The 15,318-nt window shown below is 65.5% G+C and carries 19 protein-coding genes; 7 read left to right on the plus strand and 12 right to left on the minus strand.

Going from position 1 to position 15,318, the window contains the following annotated elements; genetic code table 11:
• Positions 1 to 430 precede the first annotated feature (430 nt).
• Positions 431 to 1,390: a DNA-3-methyladenine glycosylase family protein gene (locus tag L810_RS08565; protein ID WP_021157974.1), complete on the minus strand. Its 960-nt coding sequence runs from the start codon at positions 1,388 to 1,390 to the stop codon at positions 431 to 433.
• Entirely contained in the window at positions 1,387 to 2,478 is a 1,092-nt protein-coding gene (gene ada / locus L810_RS08570) for a bifunctional DNA-binding transcriptional regulator/O6-methylguanine-DNA methyltransferase Ada (protein WP_021157975.1), read from the minus strand. Before ada ends, L810_RS08565 begins: the two co-directional genes overlap by 4 nt.
• A 431-nt stretch (positions 2,479 to 2,909) precedes the next feature.
• On the opposite strand from ada, the gene L810_RS08575 reads away from it, so the two are divergent.
• Positions 2,910 to 3,323: a VOC family protein gene (locus tag L810_RS08575; protein WP_011353604.1), complete on the plus strand. Its 414-nt coding sequence runs from the start codon at positions 2,910 to 2,912 to the stop codon at positions 3,321 to 3,323.
• Positions 3,324 to 3,344: 21 nt separating this feature from the next.
• Here L810_RS08575 and L810_RS08580 read toward each other — a convergent pair whose 3' ends face one another.
• The 3 genes from L810_RS08580 to speG all read right to left on the minus strand — a co-directional run bounded on the left by L810_RS08580 (position 3,345) and on the right by speG (position 5,492).
• Positions 3,345 to 3,899 carry a YaeQ family protein gene (locus L810_RS08580; RefSeq protein WP_021157976.1) on the minus strand — a complete coding sequence of 185 codons (555 nt, stop codon included), beginning with the start codon at positions 3,897 to 3,899 and terminating at the stop codon, positions 3,345 to 3,347.
• Between the two features lie 199 nt (positions 3,900 to 4,098).
• Positions 4,099 to 4,446, minus strand: coding sequence for a surface attachment protein Sap1 (gene sap1 / locus L810_RS08585; protein WP_021157977.1), 348 nt, complete (start codon positions 4,444 to 4,446; stop codon positions 4,099 to 4,101).
• 488 nt (positions 4,447 to 4,934) lie between these two features.
• On the minus strand, positions 4,935 to 5,492 hold the full coding sequence (gene speG / locus L810_RS08590; RefSeq protein WP_042973815.1) for a spermidine N1-acetyltransferase: 558 nt from the start codon (positions 5,490 to 5,492) through the stop codon (positions 4,935 to 4,937).
• A 138-nt stretch (positions 5,493 to 5,630) separates the two neighbouring features.
• On the opposite strand from speG, the gene L810_RS48375 reads away from it, so the two are divergent.
• The 4 genes from L810_RS48375 (at position 5,631) to L810_RS48950 (ending at position 7,939) form a co-directional block, all read left to right on the plus strand.
• A complete protein-coding gene (locus L810_RS48375) occupies positions 5,631 to 5,801 on the plus strand; it encodes a hypothetical protein (RefSeq protein WP_039364617.1) in 171 nt (56 codons plus the stop codon).
• A gap of 147 nt (positions 5,802 to 5,948) precedes the next feature.
• Positions 5,949 to 6,197: a DUF2795 domain-containing protein gene (locus L810_RS08600; RefSeq protein WP_027788809.1), complete on the plus strand. Its 249-nt coding sequence runs from the start codon at positions 5,949 to 5,951 to the stop codon at positions 6,195 to 6,197.
• A gap of 110 nt (positions 6,198 to 6,307) precedes the next feature.
• Positions 6,308 to 7,666: a GGDEF domain-containing protein gene (locus L810_RS08605; protein WP_021157979.1), complete on the plus strand. Its 1,359-nt coding sequence runs from the start codon at positions 6,308 to 6,310 to the stop codon at positions 7,664 to 7,666.
• Positions 7,667 to 7,816: 150 nt separating this feature from the next.
• Positions 7,817 to 7,939, plus strand: coding sequence for a hypothetical protein (locus L810_RS48950; protein ID WP_021157980.1), 123 nt, complete (start codon positions 7,817 to 7,819; stop codon positions 7,937 to 7,939).
• A 43-nt stretch (positions 7,940 to 7,982) separates the two neighbouring features.
• On the opposite strand, the gene L810_RS08610 is transcribed toward L810_RS48950, so the two are convergent.
• From L810_RS08610 to mnmE, 3 genes are all read right to left on the minus strand, one after another.
• Positions 7,983 to 8,705: a hypothetical protein gene (locus tag L810_RS08610; RefSeq protein WP_257008812.1), complete on the minus strand. Its 723-nt coding sequence runs from the start codon at positions 8,703 to 8,705 to the stop codon at positions 7,983 to 7,985.
• A 72-nt stretch (positions 8,706 to 8,777) separates the two neighbouring features.
• Positions 8,778 to 9,491 carry a hypothetical protein gene (locus L810_RS08615; RefSeq protein ID WP_021157982.1) on the minus strand — a complete coding sequence of 238 codons (714 nt, stop codon included), beginning with the start codon at positions 9,489 to 9,491 and terminating at the stop codon, positions 8,778 to 8,780.
• Positions 9,492 to 9,662: 171 nt separating this feature from the next.
• Positions 9,663 to 11,057 carry a tRNA uridine-5-carboxymethylaminomethyl(34) synthesis GTPase MnmE gene (gene mnmE / locus L810_RS08620; protein ID WP_042973816.1) on the minus strand — a complete coding sequence of 465 codons (1,395 nt, stop codon included), beginning with the start codon at positions 11,055 to 11,057 and terminating at the stop codon, positions 9,663 to 9,665.
• Positions 11,058 to 11,393: 336 nt separating this feature from the next.
• Between mnmE and L810_RS08625 the strand changes: the two genes are divergently transcribed.
• Positions 11,394 to 11,825, plus strand: coding sequence for a helix-turn-helix domain-containing protein (locus tag L810_RS08625; RefSeq protein ID WP_021157984.1), 432 nt, complete (start codon positions 11,394 to 11,396; stop codon positions 11,823 to 11,825).
• Between the two features lie 101 nt (positions 11,826 to 11,926).
• Here L810_RS08625 and yidC read toward each other — a convergent pair whose 3' ends face one another.
• The 4 genes from yidC to rpmH form a co-directional block, all read right to left on the minus strand.
• Entirely contained in the window at positions 11,927 to 13,591 is a 1,665-nt protein-coding gene (gene yidC / locus L810_RS08630) for a membrane protein insertase YidC (RefSeq protein ID WP_021157985.1), read from the minus strand.
• Between the two features lie 8 nt (positions 13,592 to 13,599).
• Positions 13,600 to 13,866, minus strand: a complete 267-nt coding sequence (yidD, locus tag L810_RS08635; protein WP_006750110.1) for a membrane protein insertion efficiency factor YidD — start codon at positions 13,864 to 13,866, stop codon at positions 13,600 to 13,602.
• 75 nt (positions 13,867 to 13,941) lie between these two features.
• Positions 13,942 to 14,403 (minus strand): ribonuclease P protein component, encoded by a 462-nt coding sequence (gene rnpA, locus L810_RS08640; RefSeq protein ID WP_021157986.1) that lies wholly within the window; start codon positions 14,401 to 14,403, stop codon positions 13,942 to 13,944.
• A 15-nt stretch (positions 14,404 to 14,418) separates the two neighbouring features.
• The gene (gene rpmH, locus L810_RS08645) at positions 14,419 to 14,553 is read right to left on the minus strand and encodes a 50S ribosomal protein L34 (protein WP_004198824.1); all 135 of its coding nucleotides are present in this window, start codon (positions 14,551 to 14,553) and stop codon (positions 14,419 to 14,421) included.
• A 421-nt stretch (positions 14,554 to 14,974) separates the two neighbouring features.
• Here rpmH and L810_RS08650 point away from each other — a divergent pair.
• Positions 14,975 to 15,318, plus strand: a 344-nt coding sequence (locus L810_RS08650) for a DnaA N-terminal domain-containing protein (protein WP_042973811.1), incomplete at its 3' end; no start/stop codon positions are given.

The following is a 15,318-nucleotide window of genomic DNA, read 5'->3' on the forward strand; positions in this document are numbered from 1 at the left end:
CGGCTGGATTGTTGGTCGCTTCGTTGGTAGCGGGCACTTTAACATCTCGCCGAAACCCGCGCTTGAGGTGGCGCCGGGCAGGGTGCACGGGCCGGAGCGGGCCGCCGGACGGGCCGGTCGCGGCGCTCGCCGCATCTCCCACCGGTTCCGGGCGGCGGCGACGGGCACGCCGGTTGAGCGCATTCGTCCGACGGAACGTGACGCGCGAACGGGGGACGGCAGGTGCAACCGTGCCGCCGAATCGACCGCGGAGAGAGGCGAAAGTGTGCGTCGTGCGCCCGGCATCGGGCGGACGATGGATTCGAGAAACAGCCTTGATGGTCGAAGTCCGGCGGTAGCCAACGAACACCGGCACGGCTTGCGCGACGGGTTGCATCGCGGCTTCGCCGGGTCGCACCCGGCCGCGCAACTCAGTGATCGGCAGTTGCCCTCACCCGCCGCGCGCGCCGCCCGCCCGGTCGGCCACTTCGTTCCACAAATGCAGCGCCGCGTACGCGCGCCACGGCCGCCAGCCTTCGGTGCGACGCTTCTGGGTCGCGAGCCGGTCGAGCGCCGGATCGCGCGCGGCGATCGATTGCATCAGCACGAGATCGGAGGCCGGCCAGGCATCCGGATCGCGCCACGCGCGCATCGCGATGTATTCGACGGTCCACGGGCCGATGCCGGGCAGATCGAGCCACGCACCGCGCAGCGTCGCGAGATCGGCGTGCTCGCGATCGACCGGCACGTCGCCGGCCGCCACCGCGCGCGCCGTGCCCGTCAATGCCGCGACCCGCTTGCCGGGCATCCCGATCTTGTCGAGATCGCAGGCGGCCAGCGCCTCCGGTGTTGGAAAACGCCATGCGGGCGCACCGTCGTCTTCATGAACCACGCGCTCGCCGGCCCGCTCGACGAGCCGGCCGACGATCGTCGTCGCGGCCTTCACGCTCACCTGCTGGCCGACGATCGCGCGCACGGCCAGTTCGAACCCCGACCACGCACCCGGCACGCGCAGCCCCGGTGCGGCCTCGACGAGCGGCGCGAACCACGGATCGCGCGCCAGTCCGCTGCCGATGACGGCCGGATCGGCGCCGAGGTCGAACATCGTCGCGACGCGCGCGGCGAACGCATCATCGACATGACGCGCGACCGCGCCTTCGACCGTCGCGACCAGGCAATGCTTGCGCGGATGTTTCGCGACCGTGAGCCGGCCGGCGTCGCCGTGCAGGTCGACGATGCGGCGATACACGCCGCCCGCCACCTGCTCGACGCCCGGAATCGCGCGCCCGCTGAAGAAGCGCAGGACGCGCGCCCAGTCGTAAGGCGCATTGAAGCGCAGTTCCATTTGCGCGGACGGCGGCACGCGGCCGCCGTTCACGATGGACGTAATCGTCGTTCTTGCGATGCTCAAGCTGCGCTGCCCTCCGCGACGGATTCGGTTTCATCGTCGTGCACGTGACGCGCCTCGGCGGCAAGCAGCGTCGCCTTGCGGCGCACGCCCCAACGATACCCGGACAGCGCGCCGCCCTTTTGTACGACGCGGTGGCACGGGATCGCGAGTGCGACCGGGTTCGACGCGCACGCGGACGCGACGGCGCGCACCGCGCGCGGCGCGCCCAGCGCCTCGGCAATCTCCGAGTAGCTGCGTGTTTCGCCGTACGGAATATGCGTCAGCGCTTCCCACACGCGCTGCTGGAAGGCGGTCGGCGCGATGTCGAGCGGCAGGTCGAACGCGTGCCGCGTGCCGTCCAGGTACGCGCGGATCTGCGCGACGAACGGCGCGAGCCGTGTCGACGCTTCGACCAGCTCGGCGCGCGCGAACGCGTCCTTCAGCTCGCCGACGAGCGCGGCCGGTTCGTCGCCGAACGCGATCCGGCAGATGCCCTGCCCGGTCGCCGCGACGAGCACCGTGCCGAGCGACGTCGAGGCGGTCGCAAAGTCGATCCGCAGGCCGGCACCCTGGCGGCGGAACGCCGACGGTGCCATCCCGAGCTCGCGCGGCACCGACGCATAGAGTCGCGACGGCGAGTTGAAACCCGCGTCGACGGCCGCCTGCGTGACCGGCTGCCCGCTTTGCAGCGCCTGCCGCAGCGCGGCGCCGCGCTGCGCGGCCTGGTACTGCCGCGGCGACACGCCGACCACGCGCTTGAAAAGCCGCTGCAGATGGAACGGGCTCACGTGCACGGCATCGCTCAGCTGCTGCAGCGTGAGCCGCTCGGCATGCGCGTCGAGCACCGCGCACGCGCGGTTGACGATCTCGAGCTCGCGCGGCAGCCCTTCCGGCTGGCAGCGCTTGCAGGGCCGGAAACCGGCCGCGCGCGCGGCGGCCGGATCGGCGAAGAAGGACACATTTTCGCGGCGCGGCAGCCGCGACGCGCAGGTCGGACGGCAGAACACGCCGGTCGTGCGCACGGCGTAGAAGAACGCGCCGTCCGCATGCGGATCGCGCTCGGTCACGGCGCCCCAGCGGGCATCATCGGTCGGATAGGCGGTTTTCATCTGAACCTCGCACTCTCTAGTGTAGATGGTGCCTACTCTAGACATCGGCACGTGCCGTCGCGCCCTGAATCTTGCTCTGTGATTCGCCCCGGATAATCAGGGGCGAATCACCCGGAAATAAGTCCGTCGAAACGCGCGCGCCGGCTGCTGCAGCGCGGTTTTCGTCATCGTCCCGTCACTATTTTGCTGCACTGCGGATGCGACAAATCGCCGTCCTGACGTTTTTTTGCATTCGGAATATTGCGTCGCACCATCGCCGTGTGTATAGTTGGAACTGTCTCCTCCATGTCTCCTCCTGATATGGATTAAGCCCGTTCCGCTCCGCGTGAACGGGCTTTTTTTCGTCCGTCGATTGTGCCGCGTTCCGGCGGGCGGCGCAGGCGCGATGCGTCTACACTCGATGCTCGTCGACTGCGAAGGAGCGCCTGCCCATGAAACCCACCATCCGCGCGATCGATCACATCGTGCTGCGCGTGACCGACATGGCCGCGATGACGCGCTTTTACTGCGACGCCGTCGGCTGCCATGTGGAAAAGGAACAGCCCGACCTGGGCCTCGTGCAGCTACGCGCCGGTGATGCACTGATCGACCTGCTGTCGGTCGGCGGCCCGATCGACCGCCCTGACAGCGGCCCGCCCGGCACGGGGCGCAATCTCGATCACCTGTGCCTGCGCGTCGAGCCGTTCGATCCCGACGCATTGACCGCCCATTTCGCCGCGCATGGCGCACGGCCGGGCGCGCCGGCGGAACGCTACGGCGCCGGCGGCTACGGGCCGTCGATCTACCTGTTCGACCCGGAAGGCAACATGCTCGAATTCAAGGGGCCGCCGGCCGCGATCGGCTGAACGCGGCCGGCGTGCGGGCCGTCATGCGTCCGCGCGCGCCTTCAGCACCGTCCATTCGACCGCGACCGGATCGTGGTCGGCGCTCGAGATCCACGCGGTGCCGTCCTGCACCGTGCACTGCAGGCGCATCGAGCGCTCCGCGAGCCGCCCGAGCGCGGCCGCGACGCCGTCGGCCAGCGACAGCACCTGCACGTTGCGCAGCCGCTCGACCTTGCTGCGCACGCCCTGCCACCAGATATCCGACGTCTTGCCGCCGTACGCGATCACGGTGACCTGCCCGGCGCGGCCGGCCGCCTTCGAGATGCGCCGCTCGTCGGGCTGGCCGGCTTCGATCCAGACGTCGATCGCGCCCGTCAGGTCCTTCTGCCACAGATCGGGCTCGTCGACGTCCGACAGCCCCTTGCAGAATTCGAGCCGCTCGTGCGCGAACAGCGCGAACGCGACGATGCGCACCATCATCCGGTCGTCGGTTTCCGACGGATGGCGCGCCACCGTCAGCGCGTGATCGGCGTAGTAATGCCGATCCATATCGGCGATTTGCAGTTCGGCTTTGTAGATCGTGGATTTCAGCGCCATGCGGATACGGCCCGGGCGGGCATTCGGTTCGGTCGGGCCGTGATGATACCGAATGCGCGCCGTCCGGCGCGTGTCATGCGCCACCCACAGCGCAACGGCCCGGCATGTGCCGGGCCGTGTTCGGTTCGCGCCGCCCGCTCATCGGGCAGGTGCGCTCGCGCGTCGTGCGACTGCGCGGTGGATGGGCGGTTACTGGCGGTTACTGCTTGACGAAGCGCGAATCGGTCCAGAGACCCTGCTGGTCGCTGTTGTCGGCGCTGACGAACTGCACGTCGCCCTGGTCGACCGACACGACGCGGAAACGCTGGCCTTCCGGTACCGACAGGCAGCGGTAGTCGTCGAAGTATTGCTGCTTCGCCTGCGACTTGCCGTCACGTTCGTGACTCAGTACGGAGTCCAGATTGTCTTTCGACAGGCAGCCCCATGCATTCTTCGTCAACTGGATTTCCTGCGCCGGCTTGACGGCCGAATCGCCGCCCGCCTGGGCAATCGACACCGCGCAAAATGCGCCGACGAGGGCAAAAAGGATACCGGTACGCTTCATCATGTTCTGTCTCCAGGCTTGCGGACACCAGGCTTGGGTTAGCTATGTGTTTAAAGGTGATCGTGAACCGCGTTTTTCACTTTAGAAGACCGGCAAGCGATAGCAAGCACATTTGTTGTGCGACCGCAATAGCGGCGGATTGTCGCACCCCGTGCGCAGCCTGTTTTTTGCGCGGCACGCGCGGCGGGCAACCCCCGTTGCGCGGCGGACAGGCCCGTCACGCCGGGCGGAAAGCGTTATCCGACAGGGCTTTCATCCAAGTTACATTGCAGCAATTGAACGGTTTGGATAATCCATTTCGTCATCCGGATCATTTTGATGCGCCGCACATAAAGTCATTCGAAAACGAATCGACTTTACCGCAGTGCGGAATCGCAAATACCTGATACAAGAAAAATGCCAGGCATAAGCGAATCCGTATTTATCCGTAGTTCCCCGAATGTATTCGGCGCCCGCGAAAACCCCGCTGCAAGCGCCTTTCGCCAGCGCGTTTACCCTGCCTTGTTCGGACTGGATTGCTGGCGGTCGAAATAATCGCGTTGAAAGATGCACATGCGATAAGCGTTGTGATACGCGCCGTTTCCGAAAAATTCTTCCTTCAACTCGGCCTCGTGCTGGAATCCGCATTTTTCGTACACGTGAATCGCCGCCGCATTCGACGTATCGACGATCAGGTACAGCTTGCGCATGTTCAGCACCTTGAACGCGTACTCGATCGCGAGGCGCGTCGCCTGGCCCGCGTAACCACGCCCCTGGCATTGCGGCGCGATGATGATCTGGAACTCGCCGCGGCGATGGATGTAGTCGAGCTCGATCAGTTCGACGAGGCCGACCAGTTCGCCCTGCGCGTCGACCGCGACGAAACGGCGCTCGCGCTGGTCGTGCACGTGGCGGTCGTACAGTTGTGACAGTTCCGAGAAGGTTTCGTACGGCTCCTCGAACCAGTAGCGCATGATCTTTGCGTCGTTGTTCAGTTCGTGGACGAAGCGCAGGTCCTGGCGCTCCAGCGGCCGCAGCGCGAGCGTGTTGGTATCGTTCTGGAGTTGCATGTTCATGTCCTGTTTGATGCCGGCGCATGTGCGGCAAGGCCACTTCCGGACCTGTTTCGCACTGTAAGAAGTTGAACGCGGGCGAAGTTCAGAGCCTAGAATGGGAGCAAGGGTTCCTGCCACCGCAAGGAGGCTATCGTGTTCGAGCAAGTGATACTCGGAATTTTCCTCGTGCTGCCGCTCGTGATCGTCGCGGCGCTGTTTTCCGACGAACTGTGGCAGGAACATCGGCGCCAGCATCCGCGTGACGAAAACGCACCGCACATCGACTGGAAGCATCCGTGGCGCCGCGTGCGACGCGGGCATTGAGTCGACTGGCGTTGGTCCGCGGGGCGCGCCGGCCTGGCCGCCCTGGCGGGTGAACGCATGACGCACCCCGGTACGCATCCGATTACACGCCCGAATTCCGCTTCGATCCGATTCCCGCTCAACCCGCTCACTCCGCGAGACGCCGCCGTGAACGACCAGCCCGCCCAGCCTCCGCACGACATTCCCAACGAAACGATCGACCTGCAGATCGCCGACGTGCTGGCGGCCGTCCGCTACCCGGCCAACAAGGATGCGATCGTCGATGCCGCGCGCGACGCGGGCGCCAGCAACGAAGTGCTGTCGATGCTCGACGGGCTGCCCGAACAGGACTACGCGGACGTCGACGCCGTCACGCACTGGGTTGCCGGCAACTTCGGTCCCGGCCTCGGGGTTTGAGCGCGCAACCATAACGCGATAGGATCAGGCCGCACCGGTCGCGCAGCGGCCGGCTGGCTGTCGCCCGGCGCAAGACCGGGCGTTTCCGCGTACGTGCCCCGGGGAACTCCATGGAAGGCATCCTGATCCAGCACACGACACGCCGTCAGCTCTGGTTCGGCGCACTGACGGCGCTCGTCATCGTGCTCGCGCTCGGGATCGCCGCGCCGCACGCGAACGTCGCGCTGCCGGCCGTCGAGCCGTTCATGCCGATGTGCGCGCTCACCGTGTTCACCACCGCGAGCATCGCGGCGTTCTTTCTCGGCGCGCAGTTCACCGTGACCCGCCAGCCGGTGCTCGGCGCACTCGGCGGCGCCTACGCGTTCACCGCGCTCGCCGTCGCGCTGCAGCTGCTCACCTTTCCCGGCGTATTCGCGCCGCACGGGCTATTCGGTGCGCAGCCGCAAAGCGCCGCGTGGATGTGGATCTTCTGGCATGCCGGCTTCCCGAGTTTCGTGATGGTCGCGCTGCTCGCGCGCGCGCGGCTGGCGCGCGCACCGGTCGGCGTGCGGCAGACACGGTGGTGGACGCTCGCACTGGTCGGCGGACCGGCTGCCGTCGCGGGATTGCTGAGCCTGTTCGCGCTGAACGTGTCGCTGCCGCCCGCGTTTCATCCGCCGGGCGACGCGTCCGTGCTGCCCGTCAACGCCGTCGCGCTGGTCGTGTGGCTGCTCAATGCGCTGGCGCTCGTTGCCGTGCTGGCCACCGGCCGGCTGCGCACGACCCTCGACCTGTGGCTCGCGATCGCGGTGCTTGCGTGCGTCACCGACACCACGCTGAACCTGATGAGCACCAATCGCTTCACGGTCGGCTGGTATCTCGCGCGCGTGTTCAGCATGTTCACGCCGGGCGTGCTCGTATGCGTGCTCGCATGGGAAGTGACGATGCTCTACCAGCGGCTGTTCGAGGCACACGCGACGCTGATCCGTTCGTCCGCGCGCGACGGCCTGACGGGCGCGTTCAATCGCATGCACTTCAACGATCACTTCCACACGCTGTTCCTGCAGTCGCGACGGCAAGGCGAACCGCTGTCGCTGCTGATGGTCGACGTCGACCACTTCAAGGCGTACAACGACGCGTTCGGTCACGTGAAGGGCGACGCGTGCCTGATTGCCGTCGCGAATGCGTTGGCCGGCGCGGTGAGGCGGCCCGCGGACATGGTCGCGCGTTACGGCGGCGAGGAGTTCGCGATCGTGCTGCCGAACACGGGCGCGCGCGGCGCGCGGGTCGTCGCCGAGGAAGCGCGCGAGGCGGTATTGCGGCTCGATCTCGCGATGCCGACATCACCCGCCGGACGCGTGAGCGTGAGCGTCGGCTGCGCGACCGTGGCGGCCGACGATCTCTCCACACCCGACGCGTTGATCGAAGCCGCCGATGCCGCGCTGTATCGTGCGAAGGATACGGGGCGAAACAGGGTCGTCACTGCCTGAAAACGTCTGCTGTTTGGGGATTTGTTACGGTCATTGTGACCGGAATAATCCACCGTTACGGATTGCGGAGCAGGGAAACGATCGCTTACAGCCGGTGTTGCGGGCGCTCGCTATGCTGGGTTTCATATTGAACCCGAGCAGGTGAACCCTATGAAGAAGACCCTTTTGCTGATTGCCGGCGTCGCCGTGCTGTTGAGCGGCTGTATCGTGGTGCCTGACGGTGGTGGGTATTACGGTGGTGGCGGGTATTACCATCACCGGCATTGGGATTGACGTGGATGACGGTCCGGCTGCTTCGATCCGGGCCTTCGCGCCATCAAGCCGGCGCAGTCAGTTCGGCATGCATCAGAAATACCTGTAGCGCAGCGAGCGTTTCGTAGTGAAGACGCTCGAGGCGCGCATCCTTCTCCGCGTCTTCGATCAGATTGCGTTCGGCATCGAACCGATAAGGCTCCCCCAGCAGTTCGGCCATGTCGATCTGGAAGTACGTGCACTCCCCATAGGGCCGCTTGCCGTCGATGTAGGACAGCGGCCAGAAGTCATCGCGCTTCAGCACCGCATCGATCGAGTAATCGTCGAGCGTTCTCCAGACGGTCCCTTGCAGTATCGAGAGATGCTCGGCGCGAAATTCGAAACGCCCCGATGCGTCAACACCGCTTTCCGGAAAATCGAACGCCTCGCGCAGTTCCGCCGGGATCACGTATTGCGCCGGTGACAACGTGCCCGCGACCGTGACGAATTCGGGCACGACGTGGCCGAGTTCTGCCAGCGTGCGAATGGCCAGCACGTCGTCGCCCGTTTCGAGGATCGCCTTGGCGAGATCGATCGTCGTGCCGTTTCCCGTCAGTGGCGGCTCGGGAACAATGCCCGGCGCACCGGATTCGATCGGAAGCCACATGACCTGAAGCCGCCTCATCAGCGCGACATGACGCGGCGTCAGGTCGGGAGATGGCGCATCGTCGGCAAAGACGGCGCGAAGAATGGCGTGACGTTCGATCGAATGGTCAGGCATCGGAGCACTCGGTGTGACGCGCGGCAAACACCAGCAGCGCGACGGGATTCAACTTCGGCAGAGGTTTGCGACTGGCGTCGCCGTATCCGAAACGCGAACTCAGGTCGTGCCCGTAGCCGTCATCGGCGGCGGATACGCGGAAGGCGACAGGTTTCGAATGACCATGCGGTCGAGTTCGGCTTGCGCCTGCGCAATTTTCTCGTCGGCCGCGACGATTTTCCGCCGATGGCGATAACGCGCCACGAGTACCGAACCGATTATCACGAGAACGAAGACGACGTTCCCGACGGCCGGCGTATGGTCGGCAAACTTGCCGGCCAGGGTACCCAGGATCGCACCGCCTATCACGCCGAACATGGCCGCGAATATGCCATCGACGATCCAGCTCTTCGAAGGGTATTTGAGCCGCGCAACGTTGATTGCGACAACGGCATCGACCATGCCGTCCACCTTGCCCTGTACGGCATCGAGTTGTGCCTCAATGTCATCCGTCAGGTTTCGGGCGCGCGCCTTGTCCGGTTCGGCAAGCACCCCGGCATTGGCGTAGGTCAGCAGGATGCCGTCCAGCTCTTTCCATGCGGCTTCCAGATCGGATGACACCCGGCCTTCTTCCCGCAAATGGCGCCAGCCGGTATCCACATCGTTGAGGTCGACGTATGTGCCGTGCGATGCACAGCATTCAAATACCGCAAATGCCCGACGCAGCTCGAGCTCCGTGGTGAAGTTGTCGTTCGCTCGCGACCGTTGGCTTTTCGCCATGTCGGTCGTCGAGTTGCCGGTTGATTCGCCGCGTTTTCCGAATCCGAATCCCATGCGTGCCCTCTCTTTGTTTTTTGGACCGGGGGTCGTTGTGTCGAAATGTCCCGGCCGGCCGATTTTACGGCAGGCCGCGTGACGTGCACGGGGGATCGATCGTGATCGGGATGGCCGATCAACAGCGAATGACGAGCCGTAAAGCGCTTTCGAACGTCGAATCCGCGGGCATCACTTCCCGATGCAAAACCTGCTGAAAATCACCCCCAGCAGATCATCCGAAGTGAACTCCCCGGTAATCGAATTGAGTTGCTCCTGCGCGAGCCGCAGTTCCTCGGCAAACAGATCGAGCGACTGAGCGCGTTGCTCCGCATGATCCGCCGCCTGCGCGAGATGCTCCTGCGCGGCCCGCAGCGCGATCAGATGCCGCTCCCGCGCGAGATACACGCCCTCCGCCCCGGCCTGCCACCCGGCGATCCGCAGCAGCTCCGCGCGCAGCATGTCGATCCCGTCGCCGCGCTTCGCCGACAGATGCACCTCGGTCAGGTCGCCCTCCGCCGCCGGATGCTCGACACACGCCGCCACGCCGGTCAGGTCCGTCTTGTTCAGCACGCGTACCACCGGCACGCCGCCCGGAAACCGCGCGGCAATCGTCTCGTCATCCGCCGTCATCCCGGTGCGCGAATCCAGCAGATGCAGCACGACGTCCGCCCGCTCGATCTCGCTCCACGTGCGTGCGATGCCGATCCGCTCGACCTCGTCCTCCGTCTCGCGCAACCCGGCCGTATCGATGATGTGCAGCGGAATCCCTTCGACCTGGATCGTCTGCGCGACCTTGTCGCGCGTCGTGCCCGCGATCGGCGTAACGATCGCCAGCTCCGCGCCGGCCAGCGCGTTCAGCAGCGACGACTTGCCGACGTTCGGCTGCCCCGCGAGCACGACCGACAATCCTTCGCGCAGCAGCGCGCCTTGCCGCGCATCACCCAGCACGTGCGCGAGCTGCGCGCGAATCTTCGCGAGCTTGCCGCGCGCGTCGGCCGCCTCCAGGAAATCGATCTCCTCTTCCGGAAAATCTAGCGTCGCCTCGACCAGCATCCGCAGCGTGATCACGTCGTCGACGAGCGCATGGATCTGCCGCGAGAACGCGCCGTCGAGCGAGCGCCCGGCCGAACGCGCGGCCGCTTCGGTGCTCGCCTCGATCAGGTCGGCGACGGCCTCGGCCTGCGCGAGATCGAGCTTGTCGTTCAGAAACGCGCGTCGCGTGAATTCGCCGGGCTCCGCGAGCCGCAGCCCGAAACCGCGCCCAGCATCCAGGCAGCGCTGCAGCAGCAGCTGCATCACGATCGGCCCGCCGTGCCCCTGCAGCTCGAGCACGGGCTCGCCGGTGTACGAATGCGGCGCCGGGAAATACAGCGCGATCCCGCGGTCGAGCGGCGCGCCGTGCTCGTCGAGGAAGGGCACGTAACTCGCATGGCGCGGCGCGAGCTTCTGCCCGCACAACGCGTCGATCAGCGGCAATGCGGCCGCCTCGCCACCGCGCCCGAACGATACACGGACGACCCCGATGCCACCCCGGCCGGCAGCAGTGGCAATGGCGACGATCGGATCGGAATCGGTAGCGAGCATGGGAATCGGTTGAATCGGGTGATCAGTGAATATGGTGCGCCCGCGCAACAGTTCGGGCATCGGAACGCCGGCATTGTAGCGTGCCGGCTCACACGCCATCGGTCGCCACGCTGGATTCGGACGCGCCCGAATTTATCCCGCCGGGGATAAGCCAAGTATCAGTCCGGCGCCATGTCACAACGACGGTTTCGGACGAGTATGCCTGCTGGAGCGGCCCAACACTGTGGCCCTCAATTTTTCCTCCCACTCCGATCGAGATCGGGATTCGTCTGAACGAGATACGTTTAGCCTGAATGGTTGTCTGAAACGTGGTGGTGGAATTGCACAATCTCCCCCATGCCGACATCCGAAGAAAAAGCCGCGTTCTCGGAACGCCTGAAATTCGCCCTGCGGCGCAGCCCGGAGAAGATCACCGGTGCGACCGAACTGGCGAACCGATTCAATCTGCGCCACCGCGGAGCGCAACCCGTTTCGCCGCAAACCGCGCATAAGTGGCTGACGGGTCGCACGATTCCGACGTCGGACAAACTCGCCACGCTCGCCGAATGGCTGCGCGTCGAACTCCACTGGTTGCATTACGGCCCGTCGCCGAGCGTGATCGAACATCCGACGCCGCAACCGCTGCCGCGCGACGAGCGCTATCCGCCGACGCCCGAGACGATCGAACTCGCGTCGAAGATCGAAGCGCTGTCGCCGCATCATCGCTACCTCGTGCAGGAACTGGTCGAGCAGTTCTACGGCGACTCGGGCGAATCGAAGAAAGGCTGAACCCGCACCGGCACCGCAAAAGCAAAAAGCCGCATGGCGCGAACCATGCGGCTTTTTTGTATGCATCGCGGGCGGCTCGCCGCCCGCGTATGCAACGGGCGTCAGGCCGGTTTCTTCTTGGCCCCGCCGAGCTTGCGCGTGATGTAGTACTGCTGCGCGATCGACAGCACGTTGTTCACGACGTAGTACAGCACGAGGCCGGCCGGGAAGAAGAAGAACATCACCGAGAACGCGATCGGCATGAACTTCATCATCTTCGCCTGGACCGGGTCCGGCGGAGTCGGGTTCAGGCTCGTCTGCACGTACATCGACACGGCCATCAGCACCGGCAGGATGAAGAACGGATCGCGCTGCGACAGGTCGTGAATCCACAGAACCCACGGCGCGCCGCGCATTTCGACCGAGGCGAGCAGCACCCAGTACAGCGAGATGAACACCGGGATCTGGATCACGACCGGCAGACAGCCGCCGAACGGATTGACCTTCTCGGTCTTGTACAGCTCCATCAGCGCGGCGTTCATCTTCTGCGGATCGCTCTTGAAGCGTTCGCGCAGCGCCTGCATGCGCGGCGTGATTTCCTTCATGCGCGCCATCGACTTGTAGCTCGCAGCCGACAGCGGGAAGAACACCGCCTTGATCAGGATCGTGAGCAGCACGATCGACCAGCCCCAGTTGCCGATGTAGCCGTGGATCTTCTCGAGCAGCCAGAACAGCGGCTTCGCGATGATCGTCACCCAGCCGTAGTCCTTCACGAGTTCCAGGCCCGGCGCGATGCCTTCGAGCATGCGCTCCTCTTCCGGACCGGCGAACAGGCGTGCCTGCACGTCGGCCGACTGGCCCGGCGCGATCGCGGCGACCGGCTGCTTCACGCCGACGCGGTACAGCGTCGGATCGATCTTTTCAGCGTAGATGTCGCGCTTCACGCCCTGCTGCGGAATCCAGGCCGACGCGAAGTAGTGCTGCACCATCGCGACCCAGCCGTTGTCGGCGGAGGTCACGTAGTCGGCCTTGTTCTTGTCGAGGTCGCTGAAGTTGATCTTCTGGAAGTGCTTCGCGTCCGTGTAGACCGCCGGCCCGAGGAACGTATGCGAGAACATCGGCGTTTCGACGGCCGTGTTGTCGCGCACCAGTTCCATGTAGACCGTCGGCGTGACAGGTGCCGTGCCGACGTTGTCGATCCTGGTGTCGACGCCGATCACGTAGCTGCCGCGCGTGAACGTGTAGGTCTTCACGACCTTCACGCCGCCCTTCACCGGCGATTCGAACGACAGCTTCAGCGCGTTCTGGTCGCCCGTCAGCGACGTCGAGCCGGGGTTCAGCTGCGTGTAGACGTCGTTGTGGTTCGGGAAATCGCCGCCGAGCAGGCCCGAGCGCGCGAGATACGTATGGCCGGCCGTGTGGTCGAACAGCGTGATGTACAGGTCGGGCTGCTTGCCGTCGCCCTGCTTCTTCAGCGTCAGCTTCGCGAGCGTGCCGCCGCGCGTGTCGATTTCGCCGTCATAGACGTCGGTCGAGAACTTCACGAGCTGCGCCTGCGCGGCCGGAGCAGTGGTCGACGGGGCGGCGCCTGCTGCTGCGGCAGGCACTTCACCTGCGGTCGTCGTCGCGCCCGTGCCCGATGCACCGCCGGCAGCGGCCGCGGGGGCCGTCTGCGTGGCGCTCGGGAAGAACATCGACGGGCGTCCATGGGACCGCTGCCAGTTGTCGTACAGCATGACAGCTGACATGAAGAAGATCACCCATAGGACGGTGCGTTTGATATCCATGCGTTGTCTCAGAGTCGATGGGACCGCGCGTCGGCTTCGCCGCGAGCGCGAGTGTCGGAGTTGGGCGGCGGGACGAGGTCGATGCCGCCCGCGGAAAACGGATGGCATCGGCACACGCGCCTGACGGCGAGATACGTGCCGCGCGCGGCGCCATGATACTGGATTGCCTCGCGCGCGTAATCCGAACAGGAAGGATAAAAACGGCAACGGTTGCCGAGCATCGGGCTCACGGCAACCTTGTAGAAGCGCAGCAAGGCGATCAATACCGTTTCCATACCTTGGGCGGCGCCGTACGACGCCGCGTCAAAACCGGCCGGGCAGGCGCGAACGCCGCACCGGGCACGGATGCGTCACTCGGACGCGGGCTTCGACGCACGGCGGGCGATTTCCCGGACTGCCCTGTCGAGCAGCTCGCGGATCTCGGCCGCGCACATCGCCGCGAGCGGGGCGGAAGCCGCGCTCGGCAGCGCTTTCTTGTCGAAGCGCGTGTGCTGCCGCAGCAGCAGGTCGTAACCGGCGAACTCGGCCCGGCGCAAGCGAAACGCATCGCGCGCCAGCCGCTTCACGAGGTTACGTGTTACCGCACGCGGCGCATACTTCTTGCCGACGACGAGCCCCAGACGCGCGGGCTGACCGGTCGGCTTGCCGTAAATCACGAAGTGCGCGGAGCGCCGCCAGGGGCGCAAACGAAAAACGGATGAAAATTCATCCGTTTTCAGAAGTCGCGCAGCTTTCGGGAAGGCGGCTTTCGTCTGCGACGGATTCGCACCCGGCTCGACGGCACCTTCCGCAGGACTGCGGACGGCGGACACAGCGCGCAACCTGCCTTAGATGGCGAGGCGCTTGCGGCCCTTCGCGCGGCGAGCGTTGATGACCTTGCGGCCACCTGCCGTCTTCATGCGGACACGGAAGCCATGGGTGCGCTTGCGGCGCGTCACGGACGGTTGGTAAGTACGTTTCATGATGTTCTCACTTGTTCGAGAATGTCGAAATTCAGGGGACCGCGTGCCCTTAACCGGAGGCATTCGGGCGAACGCAATCGCCGGGAATACAGGATTGGTTTTCGCGGAACCCGCTATTTAAACCGTTTTTCTCTTGACGGTCAATACTTTAGGAGTCGCTCGCCTGTGCCGGCCCGCGCCGATCCGGCCCCGCGACCCACCATCCCGGCCTGTGGATAACTCGCGCTGTGGTCGCGTTTGGCGGTAGAATCTCGCCTTATCTCCAAGAATCCCGCACGCCGCCTCGGCCCGCGCCTGCCCCTCCAGCACTGTGACGCAGGCGTCCGAGGCACGCTCGCACGACCGCTTCGGGCCTTGTTGCGCAACCGCGACAAGGGCGCCGGCGAGCCGCGCTGTGCACGCAAAAAACGACAGTTACTTGATGAACGATTTCTGGCAACACTGTTCCGCACTGCTGGAGCGCGAGCTGACGCCCCAGCAGTACGTGACGTGGATCAAACCCTTGGCCCCGGTGGCCTTCGATGCGTCGGCGAACACGCTGTCCATCGCCGCGCCGAACCGCTTCAAGCTGGACTGGGTCAAGAGCCAGTTTTCGGGACGGATCTCCGATCTGGCCCGCGAATTCTGGAACACGCCGATCGAAGTCCAGTTCGTCCTCGATCCCAAGGCAGGCATGCGCAGTGCCGCGGCCGGCGCCGCATCGGGCGCAGCCGCCCCGCGCGCGCCGCTCGCACCGAGCGTCCCGGCCGCCACGGTGGCCGCGAT

The sequence above is a fragment of the Burkholderia sp. AU4i genome (assembly GCF_000466765.1).
GTDB lineage: Bacteria > Pseudomonadota > Gammaproteobacteria > Burkholderiales > Burkholderiaceae > Burkholderia > Burkholderia cepacia.

Coding starts and splice junctions, on each gene's coding strand:
- ada (WP_021157975.1), bottom strand. CDS start 2,478: ATGAAAACCGCCTATCCGACCGATGATGCCCGCTGGGGCGCCGTGACC.
- L810_RS08575 (WP_011353604.1), top strand. CDS start 2,910: ATGAAACCCACCATCCGCGCGATCGATCACATCGTGCTGCGCGTGACC.
- L810_RS08580 (WP_021157976.1), bottom strand. CDS start 3,899: ATGGCGCTGAAATCCACGATCTACAAAGCCGAACTGCAAATCGCCGAT.
- sap1 (WP_021157977.1), bottom strand. CDS start 4,446: ATGATGAAGCGTACCGGTATCCTTTTTGCCCTCGTCGGCGCATTTTGC.
- speG (WP_042973815.1), bottom strand. CDS start 5,492: ATGCAACTCCAGAACGATACCAACACGCTCGCGCTGCGGCCGCTGGAG.
- L810_RS08605 (WP_021157979.1), top strand. CDS start 6,308: ATGGAAGGCATCCTGATCCAGCACACGACACGCCGTCAGCTCTGGTTC.
- L810_RS48950 (WP_021157980.1), top strand. CDS start 7,817: ATGAAGAAGACCCTTTTGCTGATTGCCGGCGTCGCCGTGCTGTTGAGC.
- L810_RS08615 (WP_021157982.1), bottom strand. CDS start 9,491: ATGGGATTCGGATTCGGAAAACGCGGCGAATCAACCGGCAACTCGACG.
- mnmE (WP_042973816.1), bottom strand. CDS start 11,057: ATGCTCGCTACCGATTCCGATCCGATCGTCGCCATTGCCACTGCTGCC.
- L810_RS08625 (WP_021157984.1), top strand. CDS start 11,394: ATGCCGACATCCGAAGAAAAAGCCGCGTTCTCGGAACGCCTGAAATTC.
- yidC (WP_021157985.1), bottom strand. CDS start 13,591: ATGGATATCAAACGCACCGTCCTATGGGTGATCTTCTTCATGTCAGCT.
- yidD (WP_006750110.1), bottom strand. CDS start 13,866: ATGGAAACGGTATTGATCGCCTTGCTGCGCTTCTACAAGGTTGCCGTG.
- rpmH (WP_004198824.1), bottom strand. CDS start 14,553: ATGAAACGTACTTACCAACCGTCCGTGACGCGCCGCAAGCGCACCCAT.